The following is a 23,546-nucleotide window of genomic DNA, read 5'->3' as shown; positions in this document are numbered from 1 at the left end:
CGTTGGCGCAGCCTCTTTGTCAGGAGAAGGAGAAGTGGTAAGGCAGCTGTAGGCATCGCTGTGACTACATCTCCAAACCGCCTTTTTGCAGTTTCTTGAACGGATCTAAAACAAAGTCAATCACCCGCCGTTGGCGAATGATCACTTCAGCATTTGCTGTCTGACCGGCACCGAATGGAATACGTTTGTTGCCATTTTCGACATACTGCTTTTCTAGGGTGATTTCTAGCTCATAGGTTTCGATGTTCCCTTGGGGTATTTGGTTAACTTTCGAGTCAGGAGAGATCCAAGTAACTTTCCCTTGCACAATTCCATACTCTTGGAAGGGATAGGCATCAAACTTGACCTTGACTGGCATTCCTACCTTCAAGAAACCACTATCCTGATTCGGTATTTGAGCTTTGAGTACAAAGTCTGCATTCTTGGGTGCGATTTGGGCAATCCTTTGACCGGCTTGTACTACTGCTCCCGGCTTAGTGGTGGGTAATTCAAAAATCACCCCATTAATCGGCGATCGCACCACTCGTTGCTGCATTTGAACTCTTATAGATGTAATCTGGCTTTTAGTCTGAGCCACTTCTGATTGCGCTGCTGTTATTTGCGTCTGTAGGTCTTTTAGCTGTTCCTGATTTTTCATTACAGCCAGTTTTCCGGCTTGCATCAGACTTTTATAGCTACTTTGTTCTTCTTGCAGTCCCGTTTGCAGCAGATCGGAGTTCAGTTCCAGTAAAACCTGTCCGGCTCTGACTGTATCTCCTTCTTTAACCCTAACTGCTTTGACACTCCCACCAGTTTGAGAATCTAATTTTTGAGTTGCACCTTTAGGTTCTATACGCCCTCTGGCGCTACCAGTCTCATCGACTCGCGAGAGAGTAGCCCAAGGCAAGATTAGACCAGCAAAGCCGATGAGTAGATACAACAATCCACGAGTCCAAATTCGAGGTAAGGCATTGAGTAATCCTTCGGTACCGTAGTGCAAATCTTGACTGTCATTTTCTGTCTCTGTCTGCTCGTTGAACTCTAGAGATTCCTCTTGCTGTGTGTAACTTTGATGCTCATTTGGCTCATCTTTGGGAAGTGGGGATGATCTATTGGTATTTGGCATGGTTTTATTTTCGATAATGGGGAGTGGGTAGAGACGCGATTAATCGCGTCTGTACTGGGGAGATGGGGAAGATGAGGAGAATGACAAATGACAAATCTCAACTAACTTGAGCGAGTTGTTGTTGATTCAGGTAGTAATAATGACCTTTTTTAGTGATTAATTCGTCGTGGGTACCGCTTTCTACCAAAACGCCTTGATCTAAAACCAAAATCAAGTCAGCGTTGCGGACTGTAGAGAGGCGATGGGCAATGATTAGACTTGTGCGCCCTTGAAGGATTGTTTTGAGGTTGTTTTGAATAATTCTTTCTGATTCCGAGTCTAGGTGACTAGTAGCTTGATCAAATAGTAATAACCGAGGATTTCCGAGCAAAGCACGAGCGATCGCTAAACGTTGGCGCTGTCCACCAGAGAGCATACCGCCGCCTTCACCAATTTGCGATTCGTAACCCATCGGTAGTTTTTGAATAAATTCATCGGCTCCGGCATATTTTGCGGCTTGAATAACTTCTTCTAAAGAAGCATCTGGATGAGCGATCGCAATGTTTTCACGAATAGTCCCACCAAACAAAAAAGTATCTTGGTCTACAACGCCGATTTGAGAACGGAGCGATCGTAAGACAACACTCGTGATGTCATGACCATCAATGAGTACTTTGCCATCTGTCGGTGGGTATAAACCTAATATCAATTTACTGAGGGTTGTTTTTCCAGAACCGCTCCGCCCCACCACCGCTACCATCTGTTCCGGCTGGATTTCAAAGTTAAGATTTTCTAGTACGTTAGTCTCAGTTTCTGAGTGATAGCGAAAGGTAACATTCGGAAAGCGAATGTTACCGTGCAATTTACCCAACGACTTCCGGGGTTTAGTTTCTAAATCTTCTTCTGGTTCCGCCTCCAACACATCATTGATGCGTTCGGTGGAAATCACGATTTCCTGCAATTGATTCCACAGCATAGCCAGCCGTTGGAAAGGACTCAAGACATTACCCACCAACATATTGAAAGCAACTAATTGTCCTATAGTCAGTTCGCCATTAATTACCTGCATCGCTCCATACCAGAGCAATGAAGTATTCACAAAGGTTTGGATAACACCACTAATAATTTGCAGGCGATTGCCGATTATCTGAGCATTAAAGGCTTTTTTAACCAAATCATTCAGCAGTTCCTCCCAATGCCAGCGCACCGTCTGTTCAATTGCTAATGAGCGGACGGTACGAATTCCGCTTAGGGATTCTATGAGATAGCTTTGTTCTTTGGTGGCTGAATTAAAAATCTCTCTGGATATGCGGCGCAAAATACTTGTGCTACCTAGCGCCAAGATAAAAAATGGCGGTACAGTACACAGCACGAATAATGACATCCGCCAACTATAAGAGAACATCAACGACAGATAAACCACCAATGTCAGCATATCCAAGATGATGGAGAGTGTCTGACCAGTAAGAAATTGCTGAATTTTCTGGTTTTCTTGGATGCGCGAGACTATATCCCCAACGAAACGCGACTCGAAATAGGAAAGGGGTAAGCGGAAGGTATGTTTGATAAAACCTACGAGTAGGGCGATGCTAATGCGGTTAGCAGTATGAAATAGCAGATATTGCCGTATAGCATTGACAGCAACACCAAACAACCCAAAAACAATCATTCCCAAACCAATGGCGTTTAAGGTTGTAACACTACGTTGCACAAGTACTCTGTCGAGCAACAACTGGGTGAATACGGGCGTTACCAGTCCAAATAATTGGATTACTACCGAAGCGACAAAGATTTCTAATAGTGTCCGATAGTGAGGTTTGATTAACTCAAAAAACTTCCAGAAGGTTCTACTTTCGTTTTTAGTATCTTTTAGTAGGGCTGTAGGTTGGAGTAACAATGCATAACCACTCCAACCTTCTTGAAATTCAGCTTTTGTCAGGCTGCGTTGACCAAGAGCCGGGTCACACACAATCACCCGCTTTTTCGCGATTTCATAGACAACAATGAAGTGTTTACCTTCCCAGTGGACAATTGCAGGTAAAGGTTGTTCTGCCAATTTATCAACAGTGGCTTTCACCGGACGGGTGGAAAAACCCAGGTTTTCTGCTGTTGCTGCCATAGCCTTCAGAGATGCACCGTTGCGGCTGACGTTGGTCATATCCCGCAGACGATTGATACTAAAATGCTTGTCCCAATATTTACCAATCATCACCAAGCAGGCAGAGCCACAATCGGCAGAACTTTGTTGGGCATAGAAGGGATAGCTCTTAGTAAGGCGTTTCCACCAATGCCCTACTTGCACCTTCGGACTAGGAAAGTAAAAACCTGATTTTTTTGGTTGTTGTGACTGTTGAACTCGTTGGGGAAAAGGAATAATTTTAGATTTTGGAGATTGAGAAGTTTTTTCCCCACTCCCCACTCCCCAGTACAGACGCGATTAATCGCGTCTCTGCCCACTTCCCACTCCCCCAACTCCGGGAAGTATTCTAGTGCTGTTTGCCTATGGTCGTTTTTCAGAATGTAAGCAATTGTTGGTTGTATTGCTTGCCAATCTCCTTGTTCTGGTTGGGCAAAGATTGTGCCTGGTGTCAAAGAATGGCCTTGAGAATGCCGCAGTTGGCCTTTGTACAATAGCCACAACTGGGAATTTTGGGATATTTGTGGACTTACAGAGCCAGTTTCTAGCTGCTGTCGCTCAAACAGAGACAGGGCTTTGAGCATTCCTGGAACTTGTGATGTATGGCCAGGAAATTGCGAGATTTGGCGACATAACAACACCAAATCCCAAAGTTCTGCACGGGCGTATAGGCGATCGCGAATGTTAGGATACTTCTCTATTAATATTTGCAATGCCTCTTGCCTAAAATACCCAAGTTTTAGGTTTGTCGAAGCTCTGACAACATAAGGACTAAAGTTAGCTTCAGGAAACAGAGTCAATTCGCCGAAAACAGACCATGCACCCAAGGTGGTGATTAAATTCTCAGAGCTATCCAACAGTCGGACTTTACCTGTAAGGATAATGTAGATACCAGGATTCGTTTGTGCGGATTGCCAGAACTGCTTCGCTACTGGTGGCTCCACAATCTCCATTTCTGCCAGGAAGTTTTGTAATTCTTTTTCTGAAAGGTTTGCACCCAAGGTGTACAACAGCCTTTCACCCACATGTTGCCCAGAAAGCACTGGTGGCATTTTCTAATCTCCACATTAGTTATCAGTCTGAATCAGATTCAAAAATTAATTAAAAACATTCTTAAATACGGTATTTTCAGCGATGAAACTCTAATCCTCCTTGGAGTAATATTGGGAGGAAAGAGCATGGTAAGAAACCATCTTTCTTTTACATACAAGGTATTTTTGTTTGCTAGACAGCCCTACTCGTTGCACTAGTACCGCAAGGCGGAATTCGTAATTCGTAATGACCAGAAATAAAAAGATACAAGCCCCTAAATTTATTTATGGAAAAATAAAAAATATATTTCAAGACGTGCAACGCAAGAAATACGGCGGACGCTGACTCAGAGCAACTAAATTTATTTATGGTTACTGAGCTTGTCGAAGTATGGGGTTCTTACTTTTAACTTTTAACTTTTGACTTCCCCATTCGCGTAGCGTCTCCAAGCGTTGGGGCTGACGCTCTCTACGAAACGCGCAAGGGACGCGGACACGAGAAAGCCTGACGAAGACAGTAATTCGTAATTCGTAATTCCCTGTTATCAAAGGTTTCAGACATTTCCAATGGGTGGCTTATTTACGCCGTGTTGCACTAGGTCATTGATCTGACAATCACTAATATGAATGTCATAATATTGAGCTAGACTTTTGTTTAGCTACATTTTGGCTAAACATCAACTAACTGCATGAATATAGTCCACACGAATATAGCTCGCTCATTTTGACAATCAGCAACCTGGGTAATTGGTGATTGAGAAGAATTGTTTTTACATCAAAATTTTGTGAGCATAGCGATCGCTATGCAAATTCTTCTAGTTGTCAATCACCAACTCCCGCAATTTTTTCCCAATCCAGATATTGATTGAAAATTAGCTTTCATGCTCTTGAACAATATCTGACGCAGAAAAAGCATTAAAAGACTGATTTCAGACATCCCTAACTTTTTAACAGCTTTGTCTTGACTAAAATGGTGTGACATAATTGCATAGATTGTATGAGTTGTAAATTATGGGCAAATGTAATCCATTGCAGTGATGTGATCAAAGTCTGACAGGAAAAAGACCACAACTGCACATCCAATTAACCCTAGAAGGTTAATTAGATAGATATCTATATAATGTGCAATTAGCGCCCTGTGTTATTCCCTTAGACTCGTGAAACACTAGGGGAATAACACAGGGATAGCCTCACTCTCAAGAAAAGCAACCTCGAACACTAAAAGGCTAGTTTTCGGTAGGCTACAGGAAGTAGAGGACTATAAAAACTAGAAAGCACATCATAACTTTTGGAGCTTTTACGAACAAAGGCAGAGGCAAGAGGAAAGAAGTATTAACAGAAACTTTAGTTGGGGGTTTTAAGCCGCACTAGGATCAAAAGAATTATATCGAGACCCGTAGCCCGATATACAAAGTGGCCAGTGCAGTCTTAGGCTTTGCCCAAGTAGAACATCTGGCGTCGTCCTTGCTTCAATCCGACGCGCAACGGCATGGGTACTTCCTGCCTCCTGCCTCCTGAATAATCAACCAAAATCAAACTCAAACAAATATTGCTTAAGTTTACTTGGAAGATTCCATAGCGAATCCTTTGCCTGCCGTGTGTAGTACCTTTAAGGGAACATCTGGCAAGTCATTTAACGTTTGCATTATACCTCGTCTATTAGAAGAAATGCAAGTATTAAAAGAGATTTGCGATCAGAATATTTACAGAATTTAGCTTACACTGATCAAGTTTAAATTTGGATATTTTAGGATTTTCTTAAGTAAATTTTCGGAAAAATCACCTATTAACCAAAAAAATATATTTAAAAACCATTTATATACTAAATCTTTAAACAGCTAGGCCACCGAGAGTAGTAAGATGCGAGTCATAACGGCGCGTATTTTTGCTTAAGGCTAATACTAAGTTGTTTGAATTAGCAGTGATCTTAAACACGTTTATATTGTGATCAAGCGCACACGTTAGTAAATTCCCGCAACTATACCTTTTTTGCCAGAGAAGAACCAATCAAAATCGAAACACCGCAAGTGGCACATAGAGTATCATCGCCATACTTGTGTATGCGACCGTGGTTCTTTAGTTCATGTTCCCTGGTCAGCAGATATAGTCCCAGGACACTGGCTTTGGGACGAATCGTTGTCTACTTCACCTTCCTTGAAATCTGCTGTATTTCTGTGACTAACTTATGGGGTACGATGTTTGCGGACAAGGGAGCGATCGCGCAGCCTCTGATAGAGAAGCCGTAGCGATAGCGAGTCTTATCTGACGCGAACCAGCGTTGGTACGGGTGTCTTTTAGATTGACTGCACCAACTCTTGGGTTGCTACTTGGAAATTTTAAATTTGAGATCAGACATCGGCGATCGCCATTTTTTTAGCAGTGATATTTGGTCAGTGTGAACATTTACGCATCTGTCCAGCCAATGCTGAATTATCATACTATTTTGGGTTGGTCACTTGCGGAAAATTGCTATGTTTAGATTTTTAGAATATTTACTAATAGCTGCTTATATCGCAGTGTTGCTCATTGTCAGCCATTGGATTGGACAGCAAGCTTACTCCTGGATGCCTGTTGAAGCCACCGCAGAAGCAAAAAAAGTAGATGATTTGTTCAGCTTCTTAGTTTCAATTGGAGCTTTCATCTTGCTTGGGCTTATTGGCATAATGGTGTATTCGGTACTTTTCTTTCGTGCATCCAAGGATGACTACAGCGAAGGACACCCCTCTAGAGGCGATGTGAGGGTAGAAATTCTCTGGACAGCAACCCCGACTCTACTGGTTTTGTGGATTGGTTTTCAAAGCTTCAATATTTATCAACAATTAGATATCTTGGGTTTAGGACAAATCGTGCATTTGCATTTGCCCTTAGAATCAGAATCAGCTGACGCCGCATTAGTTAGCGACGTTCCCAAACCTGCTTTTGAAACTCTTGATGTTTTCGCTAAACAGTGGGAGTGGTCTTTCCGCTATCCCAATAATGTTACCAGTAACGAATTACACCTGAAAATAAATCGCAGCACCCGCTTGAATCTGCACGCACAAGATGTAATCCACGGTTTCTACGTCCCTGAGTTCCGCTTAAAACAGGATATAATCCCCAAACGCGCCATTGACATTGTGCTAACGCCTACTCGCACGGGAAAATATAAGCTGAAAGATTCTCAATTCAGTGGTACTTACTTTGCCTTGATGGAAGCGGATGTATACGTTGAATCCCCTGAAGCGTATAACCAGTGGCTCACCCAAACGGCTAGCGAACCAACGGCTATAAAAAATCAGGCAGTTGCCGAACATATTCAACCACCAAAGATATTATTTAAAAGCGGCTGGTACACTGTTGTACCCACTCCCAGCGCCGTAGCGAATGAAAGGAAGGTAAGTAATGACACATGAATTCACTGAAGCGATCGCCGAGGATAGAGAGCCTGTTGATGGCTGGCGGCAATATTTCAGCTTCAGCACTGACCATAAGGTGATCGGTGTTCAGTACATGGTGATGACGTTTATTTTCTTCCTGATTGGCGGGCTGTTGGCGATGATCATTCGTGCCGAACTCCTCACCCCCGAATCTAATCTGGTTGACCGCCCTCTTTACAACGGCTTGTTCACCATGCACGGCACGATCATGATTTTCCTCTGGATTATCCCGTTCAATGCCGGACTTTCTAACTACCTAGTGCCGTTAATGATTGGAGCGCGGGATATGGCGTTTCCTTTACTTAATGCCATCTCTTTTTGGATTCTGCCACCAGCAGGTATTTTGCTAATATCTAGCTTCTTGCTACCTAATGGGACTGCACAGGCTGGTTGGTGGTCTTATCCACCAGTCAGTTTGCAATTTCCGCCCGGTCAACTAATTAACGGTGAATTGATTTGGATCGTCAGTCTAATATTGATCGGCATTTCCTCCATCATGGGGGCTGTGAATTTTGTGACTACCATCTTTTGGATGCGATCGCCAGGGATGACGTTTTTTCGGATGCCTGTGTTTGTTTGGTCGGTTCTCAGCGCCCAGTTGTTGCAGCTGGTTAATTTACCAGCCCTGACAGGTGCGCTGATCCTACTGTTGTTAGACCTTGCTTTCGGTACGCAATTCTTCAAACCTGAAGAGAATGGCGATCCGATTATCTACCAGCATTTATTCTGGTTCTACTCTCACCCAGCAGTTTATATCATGGCGTTACCAGCCTTCGGTATTATTGCGGAAGTTCTGCCAGCTTTTTCGCGCAATCCCCTATTTGGCTATCGGTCAGTGGCGATCGCCTCATTAGGTATTGCTTTTATCAGCATCTTCGTTTGGGTGCATCACATGTTCACCAGTGCCACCCCTGGCTGGATGCGGATGACTTTCATGGCCACCTCAATGTTAGTTGCTATACCTACTGGCGTTAAGGCGTTCGCTTGGACTGCCACTATCTGGAAAAGCAAGCTGCATTTAGAAACACCAATGCTATTTGCTATGGGAAGTGCAGCCATGTTTATTTTCGGTGGCGTAACTGGAGTTATGCTTGCTGCAACGCCGTTTGATATTCACGTCAACAACACTTACTTTGTGGTGGGTCACTTCCACTACATCGTCTTTAATACCATCACGATGGCAATCTTCGCAGCCATTTATTTCTGGTTTCCCAAAATAACTGGAAGGATGTACGCTGAAGGCTGGGGCAAGCTGCATTTTTGGCTGACCTTTATCCCTGCCAATATTACCTTCTTTTCTATGCACCCATTAGGTTTGCAAGGAATGCTGCGCCGAGTATCTTCCTACGATCCACGGTATCAAGGATGGAACGTCATCGCTAGTCTAGCGGGATTCTTACTGGGAGTATCTACTCTGCCCTTTATAGCCAATATTGTCGGTTCTTGGCTATACGGGCCGAGGGCAGTTAATAATCCTTGGCACGCTACCGGATTGGAATGGACAACCACTTCACCACCTCCGCGAGATAATTTTGCAGAGATTCCGGTTGTCACAAGACCCCCTTACGACTACGGCGATCCCAAATACTCAGTAATAGAAAATTCTGATAACGGTGAGTAAGGATAAAACACGAATCGCACGCTTGTAAAGCCCAAAGGCTTGTGTTGCCTCCTTAAGAGCCTCCAGGCTAGGAATGTATTCCGAGAGGTTTTACCTCTGGTCAGGGCAAGGGCTGTATTTTAACTCAGTGCCATTCGGATAAAACACCTTTTACTGATTACTGAGGAGAACCAAAGCCCAATGCCCAATGCCCAATGCCCAATGCCCAATGCCCAATGCCCAATGTCCCAGTTGAATTATGCAACGTCGCCCCATTCATTTAGATGAAAGTCCGATCCGTTTTGAAGAGTGGCGGCGACGCCTACCAAATTGGTTGCAGCGCTTCCTGCCAAGTGGTGGTGGGAGTCATGAAGATCATCATGGTAAAGGGATGTTCGGGTTTACCGTGTTCCTGCTGTCAGAGAGCATCATCTTCTTAAGTTTTATCCTGACATATGTTGCTCTGCGATTAACGGTAGCTAACTGGCTACCACCTGGTGTTTCCGGACCGAAATTATCTACTTTTGTGATTATTAACACGGTGGTGCTACTTTCCAGTAGCTTGGTCATTCAACCAGCAGAAAATGCTCTCAAGCGTAATCAACTCAGGAAATTTCGCTGGCTATGGCTGATAACGATCGCAATGGGAATCTACTTTCTGATCGGTCTGTTAATTGAGTGGAAAAATCTCGATTTCAAGCTCAATACCGGATTAGTTGGTTCCACATTTTACTTGCTGACAGGTTTCCACGGTCTACACGTTCTGGCTGGTGTTGTGCTTCAGATAATTATGCTGATTCGCTCATTCATTCCAGGCAATTATAATAAGACTCACTTCGGTACAAGTGCGACTACTCTATTTTGGCACTTTGTTGATGTAGTTTGGGTCTTTCTTTTCTCGCTTCTCTATCTTTGGCGGGCATAAAACCTTCAGTTAACCAAGTATTTTCAGGAGTAACTTATGAATTTATTCATCCAAGAAATACCAGCGTCAGAACTCGCCCCAAAAGCAGTTCAAGAAAGTCCACCACCAGATAAAGACCCACTAATTGCACACAATTTACAGAAAGAGCAATATATTGGCATTATCGGGCTAGCGATCGCCTTGGTTGCTGCTGTGGGATTTTTTAGTCGAAGAGTTGAATACGCGATTGCATTGGCTGTGATCCTCAGCGTTAGTTTGATTGCTTTGTTTTTATTCCTATAGGAGAAGCTCTGATTAATTGAACATCTTGATTTCACAATATTTGGAAGGAATTATATGAACAACCCAGTTTATCAAACTGTGATTGTCGGTGGTGGCTTTGCCGGGTTATTTACAGCCTTGCACTTAGCTCACGAAAATTATCCTCGCTCTGTGATTTTGATTGATAAAGACGAGCGCTTTTGCTTTAAACCGTTACTCTATGAATATTTCGATGGCGAGATGGATAACTTCCAAGTAGTACCACGGTTTTCGGAATTACTTAAAGGTAGTGGTGTCATCTTTGTTCAAGATACAGTGCAGTCAATAGACTTGCATCAAAAGGCAGTCAAATTAACTTCAGGAAACTCCTACAATTACAGCAACTTAGTATTAGCTTTGGGTAGCGTTACTGGCTATCATCAAGTTGAGGGAGCCAAAGAAAATGCCCTTCCTTTCTGGACACAAGAAGATGCGATCGCTCTGGAGCGGCATTTACGCGATCGTTTACAACAAGCACTGCAAACTGAAGATTTAGAACAACGTCGGAAACTATTAACAGTAGCTGTAGTTGGTGGTGGTGCTTCTGGTGTAGAAATGGCAGCAACTTTAGCTGATTTTCTGCCACATTGGTATAGCGCTTTAGGAGGGAATCAGAGTGAAATTCGCGTGGTACTGCTCAATCACGATAAACAAATCCTCAATGGTGATATTAATGACCCATTACGTGAAATTGCCGAACGGGAATTGAAAAAACGCATTGTGCCAATTGAAATACTCACGGGAGCAGAAGCCACTGCTATTCATCCGAACGCAATTGAATATAAGCGCAATGAGCAAATCGAGACATTAGCAACACATACTACAATCTGGACAGCTGGGACTTCGACTCATCCACTGATTAAAGATTTGCCAATTCCCAAAGAACATCGGGATCATAGCGATCGCCTCCTAGTTACTCCTACCATGCAATTGCTCGACTTTCCAGAAGTTTTTGCAGGTGGTGATTGTGTGGCAGTTCATGATAATTCTCTACCACCTACAGCTCAAGTGGCTTATCAACAAGGGGCTAATATTGCTAGTAATTTGAAAGCATTAGCGTTGGGACAAGACCCCAAACCGGCTAAGATTAACATCCGTGGAACTCTCTTGAAATTAGGGATAAATGAGGCTGCTGCTAACTTATTCAATGTTTTTGAAGTTGCAGGCGAACCCGGACATTTAATTCGTCATGGCACTTATTTAACGCTATTGCCAACACCAATTCATGATTTCAAAGCCACAACTGAATGGGTGAATGAGGAAATTTTTCATCATCACCTCAACTCTCAAGATGTAGGAAAAAAAGTGGTGCAAGCCGTGGAATTAGTTGGTGCCGGAGTTATGGGCGTTTTAATTGCCAGAAAATTATTGAAAATGTTAGGTGATGAAGAGAAAAGGGACTAGGGATTGAGAATTGGGAAAGGGGAAAGGGAGCCTTGATTGATGACTATGCGTACTCGTACCAATGGTTTGTCTAGTTAGAGACCCTGACGGACATGGAATGTTGCTAATTGCAGAAGTATTTTAGCAATCAATAATAAGGCATTGTGCGACACAATTCTAAATAAATTGGTCATGCTTTCGTCACAATCTTGCCATAGCTCTGTCAAAATAACGTGTGATGCTAAAGCTCTGGGGTAAAAAATAGGCTCATTCTATAATAAACCCACACACCAGAGTTTACGGAGAAGAATCACTATAAGCCACTAACCCTTATTAGGATGATTCTTCTAATCAAAATTTAATAATTCTCATAGTTAGAAGGAACAAAAAGATGAATTGGAAAGTACTTGCTTTGCTCCCTGCCTTGACTTTAGCTGCTGCTGTACCTGCTTACTCTTTAACCAATAATAAAAGCCACAATACGACTAATACTTCCTACGTTGCTCAAAATAGCCAGCCGGGCAACACCATGAAAAAGCCTAATGCTGTCCAAAAGCTTCATGGCAAGCACAGGTCTAGTACTGCGGCAAACCATAGTAGTGTACTGAGAGTAGGTAGCAGAGGAGAGGCAGTGAAAACTGCTCAGAATTCTTTAAAGCAGCAAGGATTCTATACTGCGAGTGTGAATGGTGTCTTTGATAACAAGACACGTTTAGCGGTGATCCAATTTCAAAAGGCTAAAGGGTTAAGAGCAGACGGAATAATTGGAAACCGGACTTTGGCATCTCTGAAATAAAATGGTTTTAGCTTCTTGACTAGATTTCAAATTTGATACAGAATCGGTCAAGAACGATGAAGAAATGGATAAGCAACTGCTTAATTTCAGATCTTATTGCTCAAATGCCTTATAGCGGTTCTCGTTTACGTGAGGTACACCCGTAGGGGCACGGCACTACCCATTGGTGAAAACTTAACGTAAAAGTTAGTTTAGAACCAGTTTTGACAGATTTTCTTGTCAAGAGTCTCTGACTTGGAATGCCTATGCGAGGGCTGCCGCCTCAAGAAAGAGTGGCAGAGCCGCAATGAGCAACATTTCCAGCCAGAGGCTGGAAACGAGGTTTTAAAAGGGTTTTGGCTTAAGTTGACACCAATGGGCACAGAACAGCCCCTACACCTCGTGATGTAATGTTGTACCGCATCTGAATGGGAACCGCTATAAACATTAAAGGCTAGGAATTGAAGGAGGTAGAAGGAGCAAATCACTTATAGGATTCGACCCCTCCTGCCTCCTAGAAAGGAGCCACGTAAAGAGCCGTACCCTGCGGCAAGCTTACGCAATAGTAGGGGTCTTAAACCCTTGCTTCCTAATAATTACAGCAGTTCTAGAGTATGGACAGTTTTCCTACTGCCCGTACTCTAGAACTTCCTTTTGTGACAGTTAAAATTACCTTTATAAGAAAAAATTATTTTGAGGTGTTGAACAGGGAATGATTTCTTGTCAGAAAGCGCTGTATGTCAAATGTTAAATTCGCTAATCTGGAAAAATCTGTAGTACAGCTTGGCTCAAATCCAGCTACCATCTCAATTAACCAGACAATTGATTAAGCCCCTTGTTAAAGGTAAGCAAACTTCCGCCAAAGTGTACTAGTGTTTGCCCAAAGTACCTCTGCTAATGGCATGATTGGCCAAACCCAGTTTTTATATGAAGTACCTTGACGCGACGACGGTTAGTCGCGGCTATCCAAACAAAGCCTACAAAAGCAGGGCTGATCATCTTTAAATTGTATTCGCTAGATATTTTGTAATAAGTCTAATGACACAGATTAAGCCTGAAGTAAAGCGCATAGAAGAATTGCGCCAGTTATTGCAACAAGCCAGCTATGCTTATTATGTTTTAGATGCACCAATCATGGAGGATGCAGTCTATGACCAGCTATATCGAGAATTGCAACAACTGGAAATTCAATATCCAGAATTGACGACACCAGACAGTCCGACTCAGCGCGTAGGTGAACTTAAGCATACGCAGTTTACCTCGGTGCGGCATAATATCCCCTTGTACAGTCTGGAGAATGCGTTTAATATCGATGAGTTGCAAGGGTGGGATCAGCGTTGGCGGCGACAAGTATCTAAAATAGACTCAGTGGAATATGTCACTGAACTCAAAATTGATGGTTCTGCTTTGGCTCTTACCTACCAAGATGGCATTCTAGTTAGGGGGACAACTAGGGGTGATGGGGTGATGGGTGAAGATATCACCCAAAATGTGCGGACAATTCGCTCAATTCCTTTGCGTTTGAATTTTGAAGGGTTAGAAATTCTGGAAAGGGTGGAAGTGCGAGGCGAGGCGTTTTTGCCTTTAGAAGTATTTAAACAAATTAACGAGCAAAGGCAAAAAGCAAGTGAGCAATTATTTGCCAATCCCCGTAATGCCGCAGCTGGTACACTCAGGCAACTAGACTCCCGCATTGTGGCTAAACGGCGCTTAGATTTCTTTGGCTACACTTTGCACATTCCTGGTAGAGATGACACCAGTATTGCCAATACCCAATGGGAAGCGTTGGAGTTGTTGGAAAAGATGGGTTTTCGAGTCAACCCCAACCACAAACTCTGTGCCTCGATCGCAGAAGTGGCAGAATATTATGAATACTGGGATACGGAACGGCTGAATTTAGCCTACATGACTGATGGGGTAGTAGTGAAGCTGAATTCTTTTAAACTTCAGGAACAGCTAGGCTTTACACAGAAATTCCCTCGCTGGGCGATCGCATTAAAGTACGCAGCCGAAGAAGCGCCTACCCGTGTGGAAAATATTGCTGTGAATGTGGGACGAACGGGGGCGTTAACACCGTTAGCAGAAATGCTCCCTGTGCAACTGGCGGGAACAACAGTTTCCCGCGCGACTTTACATAATAGCGATCGCATTACTCAATTAGACATCCGCATTGGCGATACTGTGATTGTCCGCAAAGCTGGCGAAATCATCCCAGAAGTGGTGAGGGTACTTAAAGAACTCCGTCCCACTGACACCGAACCATTTGTTATGCCCACCCATTGCCCAGTTTGCGGTCAATCTGTGGTGCGAGAATCAGGTGAGGCGGTAACTCGATGCGTCAATGCTTCCTGTGCAGCGATTCTTAAAGGTTCCATTGAACATTGGGTAAGTCGTGATGCCTTGGATATTAAAGGCATCGGCGAAAAGTTGGTGTATCAACTCGTTGATAAAGGTTTGGTACATTCCGTTGCGGATTTATATGAGTTGACAGCAGAGAAATTATCTGCATTAGAAAGGATGGGGAAAAAGTCGGCAGAGAAATTGGTAGATGCGATCGCTCAATCCAAAAACCAACCTTGGTCAAGGGTATTGTATGGTTTAGGCATCCGTCACGTTGGCAGTGTCAATGCTCAATTGTTGACTCAGAAATATTTCACTGTAAACCAGTTAGCTACAGCAAAGCAATCAGATATTGAAGGAATTTACGGTATCGGTGCTGAAATTGCCCAATCTGTCTATCAGTGGTTTCAGATCGATGCCAACCAAATGTTGATAAAACGCTTGCAAGCAGAAGGATTGCAATTAGCTACCACAGAGGAAACAAAAACAGTTGGTGATAGTAATCAAAAGTTTGCAGGTAAAACTTTTGTAATTACGGGAACATTGCCAACCTTAAAGCGAGATGAGACCAAGGCTTTGATTCAAAAAGCTGGGGGAAAAGTGACTGATTCAGTGAGTAAAAAAACAGATTATTTAGTGGTAGGAGAAGATGCCGGTTCTAAATTAGAAAAAGCGCTCTCCTTGGGAATTACGCAGTTAAGCGAGGCGCAATTGTTGGAGATGGTTGAAGATTGATAAAGAAGAATACATTCGTCAGGATACATTCGTCATACCAATTCTGCATGAAGATGCGCCAAACTATATGAGGAACGAACCGCAAAGGGCGCAAAGGACACGAAGAAAGAAAAAAAATTTGGTGCAGCCTCAATACAGTTCAGTTAAGCATTTCTTCCTTTTCTTCCTTTGCGTTCTTTGCGACGGCAGTCGCTCATGGGGGAGACCACGCCAGATGCTTCTCCCAAGGGGAGACGCTACGCGAACAAGTCGGCAAAGCCGACGCCAGGTGCTTCAAGTCGGCAGAGCCGCCCAACGCACTGGCTCCCCTGTTCCCGCGCTGCCTCTCCTTTGCGGTTCGTTAAAAAAATTGAATTTGACAAAGAGTTAAGCCTTAACCCAAGCGTATTGGGTGCAGCCTCACAAAGAAATGGTATCAGAATCAATACTTCTCTACGAGAGGCTGGTACATTTTTCAACCTTACCCCGTGTTTGTGTCAGCAAATACGGGGTAAGGTGATGACTGTATATGTTATAACTTTGTACGGGTGATGTTTGGTGAAGCTCACATAACTTCAGGAGTACTCAAAGTGAATCAGATACAACTGACTTTAACTATTGGTTATCTGTTAATGACATGCTATTTTTTAAGCAATTGGTTAATATTTTTCCTACGTCATCCTATTTCCACTCCCGAAGATAAATTTTTATCGGTTGTGATGTTTATGGTAACAACTATCTTCTGGCCTTTGATGATTCCAATGTCTTGTTTAGAAATAGTTCAAAAAAAGCGAATAGACTTTAGTAAAATGATTCCTGTTATCTTAGCAATATTTGTATTTAGTATTTCATATTATTTTACTGAATAATTCATAATTTATTTCTAGTTACGAATTGCTTAAAGAAGAATTCAGAAGTCAGAAGTCAGGAGTCAGAATGCAATCAGTGGGGGATTTAGACCCGCCACTACCAAAGTTGACCACCAAATTTTCTTGTTTTGTGGGGGTCTTAAACGCCGTTTATTCATCCACCAGTCGCACAAAATACCCAAGTGAATTCTGGCGACTGGCACCTTTATTCTGTTTGATAAAAATAAGAGGAGTTTTAAAAGTTTATTTTCATCTATCCTCGTGATTATAAATCACGGCTACGCGGGTTAGAAAACCCTTGATTTTGCATTAGTCCACGGAGGTGGACTTTGCTTGTGTAGCCGCGACTTCTAGTCGCCCGGTTTTACAAACATCCTCTAAAAAGAAGCCGGAGGGTTGACTTGTTACCCTCCGGCTTCTTTGTGCAACACACTACCTTCACTTCTTATACCAATTTGAAAAATGATTACGACAGATGGATTGCCCAAGAGCTTATGCACTAACTTTTTTACAATCCAAAATCTAAAATCTAAAATCCAAAATGGTATTAGGCAGTCTATTTTTTAAATTGAGAATTTCCTAACGGCGTCTGCTGCCAAAACCACTTGAGCGACGGGGTGCTGAACTACGCCCACTACCAAAACTACTACCAGAATTGCGTCTGGTGGTGCTGGAGTTCCCAGAGGGTCGCAAGTTACTACCACCAAAACCAGAACCAGAGGGACGGTTATTACCTGTAGTACTACGCGGTGTATTGCGTATAGTTGAATTTCCAGGATATGACCTTCTAATTGTCCCTGTATTGCGGAACGCAGTGCGATTTGTCACGGCTGCGGGTGGCGCATTGTAGCGAGTTTGGTAGTGTTGAACTGCTTGGCCATAGCTTGGGCCATATCCACCAAAGCCACTTAATCCTTGCCCTGATTGATAGACAGGGGGTACATAATATTGGGGTCTAAACAACAGACTACCAAGTGCCTGACCCGCTACAGCACCAGCTACAGATCCAGCAAAGGGTGCCCAGAAGCTATTTTCTCGACGCACTACAACCGTTTCTTGTTGTCCTGTTTGGGAATTGGTTTTATTCTCAGTAACGTTGTGGACGTACTCAATTTTAAAGTCTTCCGTCAGATATAAAATCGGTTGTCCTTTTTCTACCTTTAGATAGGTTTTCTTACCCTGTTTGATTTCATCATCAGTTAACCGTGCCATTTGCAAATTTTCGGTTGCAAAGGTTGGGGGCTGATTGTTAAGTAAAAACAGGTTGTACTCACCACCTGCATCGTCATAAGTAGCTTGTTGTATTTGATAGTCTCCGTCCTTTAGCTTGGTGTTAGTAGAGGTTTGGCTAACGTTCTTAGGTGAAGAATTAGTTTGGTTTTCGCCTCCACAAGCGACAGTTGTCAGACACAAACTCAGAGCTAAAAAAACGGCTGTAAATTTACGTACTATGGTCATGATCATTGGATTATTGTCCTATCTCTGAGCTTAACAATTTATCGATGTAAGTAGTAAGTACGGACTACCCAACAGATTATAAAGGAATCAATTCTGGGTAATATTGCAACAATTGATCGCTAGTGAGTTCATCGCCTAACTGTGCTGGCGAGAAATGCACTTGGATTGCCTGCAATTTATGTTTGTAGTGTAAATTGATTAAGGCTTTAAAAGCTTCCTTCAGGGACTGAACGTTAGAAAGGTCTGTTTCTAACTGTGGAATTTCTCCTTCGTAAGCTACTGTAATAATCACAATGACGTTGCGGGTTACAGGTATAGATAAAGGTTCATTCAATCCAGAGTCAGAACTGTAATCTGGTTCACTGAGATATCTTTGGGCAGAGTCAGTAAATAATTCATTCACGTAATCTCCCGCCTCGCCTTCGTCCCAAAATACATCGCCTTCGTTAGCAGCAGAAAGCCAATATTCATCGTATTGCAGCAGGGTTTGACTAATTTCTACCAATGCTTCTCCCAAAACTTCTAAATCGCCATCGGCATCGATCGCATTCCGTCCAGCACTATTTAATACTCCCAAAATTGGCGCTACCTCGCCTCCCCCTAAGTGCAGAAATAGGCGAAAAACTACATAGCGATTTCGACCGATCATTTTATTAAAGGTATCGCGCATTTTTCTCCTCCAAAAATTTGTTATTTGTCATTTGTTATTTGTCCAATGCCCAATGCCCCATCCCCAATGACTAATGACTAATATAGTGAAATCCTTTGACAAAATCCATAACCATATCTAACGAAGGTAATATATCTTTTGTTGATTCACTCGATATCTGATCATCATCTGAAGCATTGAGAGCAGAACGATTAATAAATCTTTTTCCAAAGTGAGGATTGTCATGGACAATCAAAGTGTAGGCGCTGGAATTCGTTAAAATTATTTGGGTTGGAGCTTTGCAAAAATTTAACTTTGCGGCTATTTCGATATTTTTTTTCATCTGTTTAATTGTTGTAGCCTGACTCATGGCCTGTTCTACAAGAATATTTAATTGTTTTACCATATCGGGGAATTTTAAATCTTGGTTCGCAACAACTTGACTGTTAATAATTTCGACCATACTGGAAATGTTCTTTTGGGTAGATGCCGCATCGAGAAAGGGAAGAATCACAATGTAAGCAGTGGGAAATAATGCTTCGTCGTTATCTACATGAAATGTGAAAACAGTTCGACGACGGCCACTTTCCATGCTTGGGGGTTGTTTCAGCCCGCGATATTCCTGAGCAATTTGATAGTAAGCGCCCGCGATCGCAAAATTGGCTTCGTGTTCTAGAACTGCATCAATAATAATCCGAATTGTTGGCGGTGTTTCGTTAAAAAAATCTCGTGAGTCTTCCGAATGGAAGTTTTGGATAATGGAGCGATCGCCTACGGGGCTAAGATCAACCCATTCACAAATCATGCCTTCGGTTTTTAAACCAAACCTGGAGGTGGCATAAAGTTTTGCCCCGGTTAAAGTTGCTCCTGTTAAGTCAGCACCGATCCATTCCGCTTTAATTAATTTTGCCTGAGTTAAATTGGCGTGGATGAAAATTGTATTCGTTAAATTGGCATTGCTTAAATCTGCGCCAATTAAATTAGCCCCGCTCAATTTTGCGCCGCTCAAATCTGCCCACCGGAGGTTTGCGCCGCTCAAGTCTGCCCACCGGAGGTTTGCGCCGCTCAAGTCTGCCCCGCTCAAGTTAGTATGGCTGAGATTGGCTTGTCTGAGTTCCGCATCTCCCAAATTTGCGCCGCTTAGGTCAGAACGACTAAGGTCACTAGAATTTAAGTTAGCCATCTCCAAGTTGGCTCCCGTTAGGGAAGCGCCCCTCAAAAGGGCTTCACTCAAGTTAGCGTGACGGAGATTTGCTTGGCGGAGTGTGGCTTCTCGCAAATCAGCGCTGGTGAGGTCAGCCTCGAACAGGTCGGCGCGACTGAGGTCAACGCGAATTAACTCGGCACGAATCAGCGAGGCTCCTCTAAGTTGAGCGCGACTGAGATCCGCTCGAATCAAATTAGCAACGTTGAGACTGGCATTGTTCAGGATGGCGCTACATAAATTGGCGCCACTTAGTCTGGCTACATTCAGCTTGGCATTGCTCAAGTTAGCTTCACTCAGATTTGCGCCACTCAGGTTGACTATACTCAAATTAGCATCGTTCAGATTGATGCCACTGAGTTTGGCCCCACTCAGGTTAGCTTCCGCCAGGTCAACACCACTAAAGTCTAAGACTCCTGTCGCATATTGTTCTAGTAATTCCTCTACAGTCATCGATGCTACCCCTTGGATGCCAACTTTAATAGTTGGTAAAGTCATAAAAAATGGAATGTCAAAATCAAAGTATGAATATTGGGATTTTAGGACTGGGACTGATCGGCGGATGTTTGGGTTTTGATTTGCGATCGCAAGGACATCATATCTTAGGAGTCAGTCGCCGTGAAGCCACCTGTGAAAAGGCAGTTGCCTTGGGCAGTGTTGATCAAGCATCAGTTGACCTGAGCCTATTGGCAGCCGCAGAGGTTGTATTTATTTGTACACCTCTAGCCCTTATTGTGCCGCAATTTGAACAGTTGATTGCTCATTTGTCTGTCGCTACCGTCGTCACTGATGTGGGTTCGGCGAAAGCACACATAGTCAAGGCGAGTTCTCCCCTTTGGGATAATTTTATTGGCGGTCATCCAATGGCGGGAAAAACAGACAATGGCATAGAAGCTGCACAACGGCATTTATTTGTCGATAAACCTTATGTTCTAACACCGATAACTACAACACCAAACAGTGCAATTACGGTGGTGGAAGAAATTGTGCGATCGCTGGGAGCGAATATCTATTATTGTCAACCAGAGCAACATGACCGCGCTGTTAGTTGGATTTCCCATTTACCTGTGATCGTCAGTTCTTCCTTGATTGCGGCTTGTTTGAATGAAACTGACTCCGATGTTTTGGAATTAGCCCAAAAGTTAGCTAGTTCAGGTTTTCGAGATACCAGTCGTGTGGGTGGTGGGAATCCAGAGTTGGGTGTGATGATGGCGCGGTATAATCGTCAAGCATTGCTGCGATCGCTGCAACAGTATCGTCACAATCTTGATGAGTTGACTAACTTAATTGAGCAAGAAAATTGGACAGTTTTAGAGTCAAAGTTGAAATCAACGCAACAGGCACGACCTGGTTTTGTTGAATAGTTGTCGGGTGCGTTCAGCTATCGATAACGCACCCATTTTCACATTTCAATTCTGAATTCCTACTACTGAATTCTTTTTTGATCAAATTAGGACTTACGCAAAACTACACGCGCTTAGGGGCAATTCATCAATTACCCCTAAGAAGAAAATCAGGATTTCGGCTATTGTTTGCGTAAGTCCTGAAAATCTTTAAAAAATGCTACTCAACAGCTTGATAGTCACCAAACCGATGTACTATAAAGATAAAATATAAATTTACAAAAATCCACAATGGTAGAACGCCCAATCAAGAAATCGGAACGTCAGTCCCAAGCAAATACTGACGACAATTCCGAAAAGTCGGATTCTATATCTCCGATTGAATCCACCCCGAAAAGCTCAAAACCGACCCGTAATCGTTCGTCTGGCACAGAGAAAAAAGCATCCTATGGGGATGAAAACAGGCAGCCGGTGAATCCTGCCCTAGCGCGTGGCCCAAAACCCGTTAAACCTCCAGCCAAACTCAAAACAGAAGAACTTGAAACCGAGTCAGAATCTATCTCTGAGGAGTCTGAAGACTAACATTACAAGTGTTGCGTGTGATGTGGGAGGCTATAACCGTATGAATACTGGGATTTCTGGCTCCGAAGGCAGCGATCGTGCCCCACATCACCTAATGGTAATTTTTATGTTAAATGCTCTTATATTAAATTGGGACTTCCTTTAGCTTTAGCTGGAATGTTTCAGGGTATTTTATTCTTTTTTCTTTTAGCAGCAGATATATTAATTTACAAGCGAGTGCGAATTATATAAGAGGGAAATGAGGGAGCACAGGGGAGCAGGGGGAAATGCCCCATGCCCAATGCCCCATGCCCAATGCCCAATGCCTAATATTTAAGGAGATTTAATGTGTCTAGTGATAAATTAGCTCTAAATTTGAAAGTAGGAATCATTATATTGCTTACTGGTGTTAGTAGTTTGGGTATCAGTCTGCTTGTAGGCACAACTAGATTTAACCATCTGTTCGGAATTCAAACACCAAAAGACAAGAATACGAGAGCGAGTTTAGGTAGGGTGATGAGTGCATCTGCACAGTCTGTTTCCCCAGCAATAAACCAGATGAATGAAGTGCCAAAGTCTTTTCAGGGAACAATCGTTTATCAAGCGAAACTAAAAGCAAATGAGAAAGTCATCGCTTTGACTTTTGATGATGGCCCTGGCCCCAAAAATACGGCACAGATTTTAGAAATTTTGAAGAAAAATCAGATCAAAGCGACATTCTTCATGATTGGAGAAATGGTGAAATATTTTCCCCAAGTTGCCAAGCAAGTAGCTGCTGATGGTCATGTAATTGGCAATCATACATGGCATCATTGGTATTTTAAAATGGATGGAGCGACCGCGGCTAGTGAAATTGATCGCACAGCAGAGATCATTTACAAGACTACTGGAGAGAAAACTACTCTGTTTCGTCCCCCTGGTGGGTTTTTGAATAATGGATTAGCCGAATATGCCAAAAACAAGAAGTACGCCGTCATGATGTGGTCAGAAGAGTCAGGAGACGCTGAACGTCGTTCGCCTCAAGTACCAATGTTGGTCAAAAATGTGCTGAAATATGCAAAACCAGGTGCAATTGTACTGTTGCACGATGGGGGCGGCAACCGTTCCAAATCTGTGAAGGCTTTACCAGAAATGATCGCTGGTCTGAAAACCCAAGGCTATCGATTTGTGACGATTCCCCAATTACTAGAAATACAAGCCCAAGAACAAAGTGTGGTAATGGCAGTATCACCTACAGTTACAAAGAATGAACATCCAAACAATCAGCTTAATCATCAGTGATGCGCTAGGGAGCATCCCAATTTTGCCAAAATACACAGGAGTGGTACAAACCTGTGTATTTTGCGTTCTTTGCGTCCTTCTCTAACGAGATGCTGCGCGAATGCGGTTCGTTATTTCATTCTCCGCCTAAGTCCAAATACCATCTAAAAATAAACTTGCACATTTGGGATGTTCCCATACGTTATGGGTAGCTACACCTTTAATTTTGGCAGCACTAGGTGAATTAGTAACCGAAAAATCGGCGGTGTTAATTCTGGGTGTTGAGGGAATGAACCTCTTGCAAAAATAATTTATGGTAGAATGGCGATCTATAAAATTTGCGCTCTATTGGAATCAGGCATACCAATAAGGTAATAAAAGTTTTCTGCATCAATTAGACTCATCCGCGAATCATGAAAGCTTACCAGAAGAGAGTTACAAGGATTTGCACGGGAGGAGCGATCGCCATCTGGCTGTACGAGGAAATGAGGGTTTGA

Annotated in this window: 15 protein-coding genes and 1 pseudogene; 11 read left to right on the top strand and 5 right to left on the bottom strand. The window is 43.0% G+C overall.

Annotation, left to right across the window (positions count from 1 at the left end; genetic code table 11):
* Nucleotides 1-64: 64 nt before the first annotated feature.
* On the bottom strand, nt 65-1,105 hold the full coding sequence (locus PUQ00_RS22355; RefSeq protein WP_300420925.1) for an HlyD family efflux transporter periplasmic adaptor subunit: 1,041 nt from the start codon (nt 1,103-1,105) through the stop codon (nt 65-67).
* Nucleotides 1,106-1,202: 97 nt separating this feature from the next.
* Nucleotides 1,203-4,273: pseudogene (locus PUQ00_RS22350) on the bottom strand (peptidase domain-containing ABC transporter).
* Nucleotides 4,274-6,723: 2,450 nt separating this feature from the next.
* Between PUQ00_RS22350 and PUQ00_RS22345 the strand changes: the two are divergent.
* From PUQ00_RS22345 to PUQ00_RS22310, 8 genes are all read left to right on the top strand, one after another.
* Complete coding sequence (locus PUQ00_RS22345; protein WP_300420923.1) at nt 6,724-7,644, top strand: cytochrome c oxidase subunit II; 921 nt, start codon at nt 6,724-6,726, stop codon at nt 7,642-7,644.
* Nucleotides 7,634-9,289, top strand: coding sequence for a cbb3-type cytochrome c oxidase subunit I (locus tag PUQ00_RS22340; protein WP_300420921.1), 1,656 nt, complete (start codon nt 7,634-7,636; stop codon nt 9,287-9,289). Before PUQ00_RS22345 ends, PUQ00_RS22340 begins: the two co-directional genes overlap by 11 nt.
* A gap of 238 nt (nt 9,290-9,527) precedes the next feature.
* Nucleotides 9,528-10,193, top strand: coding sequence for a heme-copper oxidase subunit III (locus PUQ00_RS22335; RefSeq protein WP_300420918.1), 666 nt, complete (start codon nt 9,528-9,530; stop codon nt 10,191-10,193).
* Between the two features lie 36 nt (nt 10,194-10,229).
* A complete protein-coding gene (locus tag PUQ00_RS22330; protein WP_300420915.1) occupies nt 10,230-10,475 on the top strand; it encodes a hypothetical protein in 246 nt (81 codons plus the stop codon).
* Nucleotides 10,476-10,529: 54 nt separating this feature from the next.
* Nucleotides 10,530-11,897, top strand: coding sequence for an NAD(P)/FAD-dependent oxidoreductase (locus PUQ00_RS22325; protein WP_300420912.1), 1,368 nt, complete (start codon nt 10,530-10,532; stop codon nt 11,895-11,897).
* Nucleotides 11,898-12,267: 370 nt separating this feature from the next.
* A complete protein-coding gene (locus PUQ00_RS22320) occupies nt 12,268-12,672 on the top strand; it encodes a peptidoglycan-binding domain-containing protein (RefSeq protein WP_300420909.1) in 405 nt (134 codons plus the stop codon).
* A gap of 1,017 nt (nt 12,673-13,689) precedes the next feature.
* Complete coding sequence (ligA, locus tag PUQ00_RS22315; protein ID WP_300420906.1) at nt 13,690-15,726, top strand: NAD-dependent DNA ligase LigA; 2,037 nt, start codon at nt 13,690-13,692, stop codon at nt 15,724-15,726.
* A gap of 195 nt (nt 15,727-15,921) precedes the next feature.
* Complete coding sequence (locus PUQ00_RS22310) at nt 15,922-16,257, top strand: hypothetical protein (protein ID WP_300420904.1); 336 nt, start codon at nt 15,922-15,924, stop codon at nt 16,255-16,257.
* An 896-nt stretch (nt 16,258-17,153) separates the two neighbouring features.
* Here the strand turns inward: PUQ00_RS22310 and PUQ00_RS22300 are convergent.
* The 3 genes from PUQ00_RS22300 to PUQ00_RS22290 all read right to left on the bottom strand — a co-directional run bounded on the left by PUQ00_RS22300 (nt 17,154) and on the right by PUQ00_RS22290 (nt 20,338).
* Nucleotides 17,154-18,038 carry a hypothetical protein gene (locus PUQ00_RS22300; RefSeq protein WP_300420899.1) on the bottom strand — a complete coding sequence of 295 codons (885 nt, stop codon included), beginning with the start codon at nt 18,036-18,038 and terminating at the stop codon, nt 17,154-17,156.
* A 70-nt stretch (nt 18,039-18,108) separates the two neighbouring features.
* Nucleotides 18,109-18,702, bottom strand: a complete 594-nt coding sequence (locus PUQ00_RS22295) for a DUF1517 domain-containing protein (protein ID WP_300420898.1) — start codon at nt 18,700-18,702, stop codon at nt 18,109-18,111.
* 70 nt (nt 18,703-18,772) lie between these two features.
* Complete coding sequence (locus PUQ00_RS22290; RefSeq protein WP_300420945.1) at nt 18,773-20,338, bottom strand: pentapeptide repeat-containing protein; 1,566 nt, start codon at nt 20,336-20,338, stop codon at nt 18,773-18,775.
* Nucleotides 20,339-20,409: 71 nt separating this feature from the next.
* On the opposite strand from PUQ00_RS22290, the gene PUQ00_RS22285 reads away from it, so the two are divergent.
* The 3 genes from PUQ00_RS22285 to PUQ00_RS22275 all read left to right on the top strand — a co-directional run bounded on the left by PUQ00_RS22285 (nt 20,410) and on the right by PUQ00_RS22275 (nt 23,070).
* Nucleotides 20,410-21,249 carry a prephenate/arogenate dehydrogenase gene (locus tag PUQ00_RS22285; RefSeq protein WP_300420897.1) on the top strand — a complete coding sequence of 280 codons (840 nt, stop codon included), beginning with the start codon at nt 20,410-20,412 and terminating at the stop codon, nt 21,247-21,249.
* 270 nt (nt 21,250-21,519) lie between these two features.
* Nucleotides 21,520-21,810: a hypothetical protein gene (locus tag PUQ00_RS22280; protein ID WP_300420894.1), complete on the top strand. Its 291-nt coding sequence runs from the start codon at nt 21,520-21,522 to the stop codon at nt 21,808-21,810.
* A gap of 327 nt (nt 21,811-22,137) precedes the next feature.
* Nucleotides 22,138-23,070 carry a polysaccharide deacetylase family protein gene (locus tag PUQ00_RS22275; protein WP_300420891.1) on the top strand — a complete coding sequence of 311 codons (933 nt, stop codon included), beginning with the start codon at nt 22,138-22,140 and terminating at the stop codon, nt 23,068-23,070.
* The last annotated feature ends 476 nt before the right edge of the window (nt 23,071-23,546 follow it).

The organism is Nostoc sp. S13, assembly GCF_029379315.1.
Taxonomy (GTDB): domain Bacteria; phylum Cyanobacteriota; class Cyanobacteriia; order Cyanobacteriales; family Nostocaceae; genus Nostoc.
The sequence above is the reverse complement of the archived record's forward strand: the minus strand, read 5'-3'. Positions and strand labels throughout refer to the sequence as shown.

Excerpts from the sequence above, each read along its gene's own strand:
- PUQ00_RS22355 (WP_300420925.1), bottom strand. The coding sequence starts at position 1,105 with ATGCCAAATACCAATAGATCATCCCCACTTCCCAAAGATGAGCCAAAT.
- PUQ00_RS22345 (WP_300420923.1), top strand. The coding sequence starts at position 6,724 with ATGTTTAGATTTTTAGAATATTTACTAATAGCTGCTTATATCGCAGTG.
- PUQ00_RS22340 (WP_300420921.1), top strand. The coding sequence starts at position 7,634 with ATGACACATGAATTCACTGAAGCGATCGCCGAGGATAGAGAGCCTGTT.
- PUQ00_RS22335 (WP_300420918.1), top strand. The coding sequence starts at position 9,528 with ATGCAACGTCGCCCCATTCATTTAGATGAAAGTCCGATCCGTTTTGAA.
- PUQ00_RS22330 (WP_300420915.1), top strand. The coding sequence starts at position 10,230 with ATGAATTTATTCATCCAAGAAATACCAGCGTCAGAACTCGCCCCAAAA.
- PUQ00_RS22325 (WP_300420912.1), top strand. The coding sequence starts at position 10,530 with ATGAACAACCCAGTTTATCAAACTGTGATTGTCGGTGGTGGCTTTGCC.
- PUQ00_RS22320 (WP_300420909.1), top strand. The coding sequence starts at position 12,268 with ATGAATTGGAAAGTACTTGCTTTGCTCCCTGCCTTGACTTTAGCTGCT.
- ligA (WP_300420906.1), top strand. The coding sequence starts at position 13,690 with ATGACACAGATTAAGCCTGAAGTAAAGCGCATAGAAGAATTGCGCCAG.
- PUQ00_RS22310 (WP_300420904.1), top strand. The coding sequence starts at position 15,922 with ATGGGGGAGACCACGCCAGATGCTTCTCCCAAGGGGAGACGCTACGCG.
- PUQ00_RS22300 (WP_300420899.1), bottom strand. The coding sequence starts at position 18,038 with ATGATCATGACCATAGTACGTAAATTTACAGCCGTTTTTTTAGCTCTG.
- PUQ00_RS22295 (WP_300420898.1), bottom strand. The coding sequence starts at position 18,702 with ATGCGCGATACCTTTAATAAAATGATCGGTCGAAATCGCTATGTAGTT.
- PUQ00_RS22290 (WP_300420945.1), bottom strand. The coding sequence starts at position 20,338 with ATGACTGTAGAGGAATTACTAGAACAATATGCGACAGGAGTCTTAGAC.
- PUQ00_RS22285 (WP_300420897.1), top strand. The coding sequence starts at position 20,410 with ATGAATATTGGGATTTTAGGACTGGGACTGATCGGCGGATGTTTGGGT.
- PUQ00_RS22280 (WP_300420894.1), top strand. The coding sequence starts at position 21,520 with ATGGTAGAACGCCCAATCAAGAAATCGGAACGTCAGTCCCAAGCAAAT.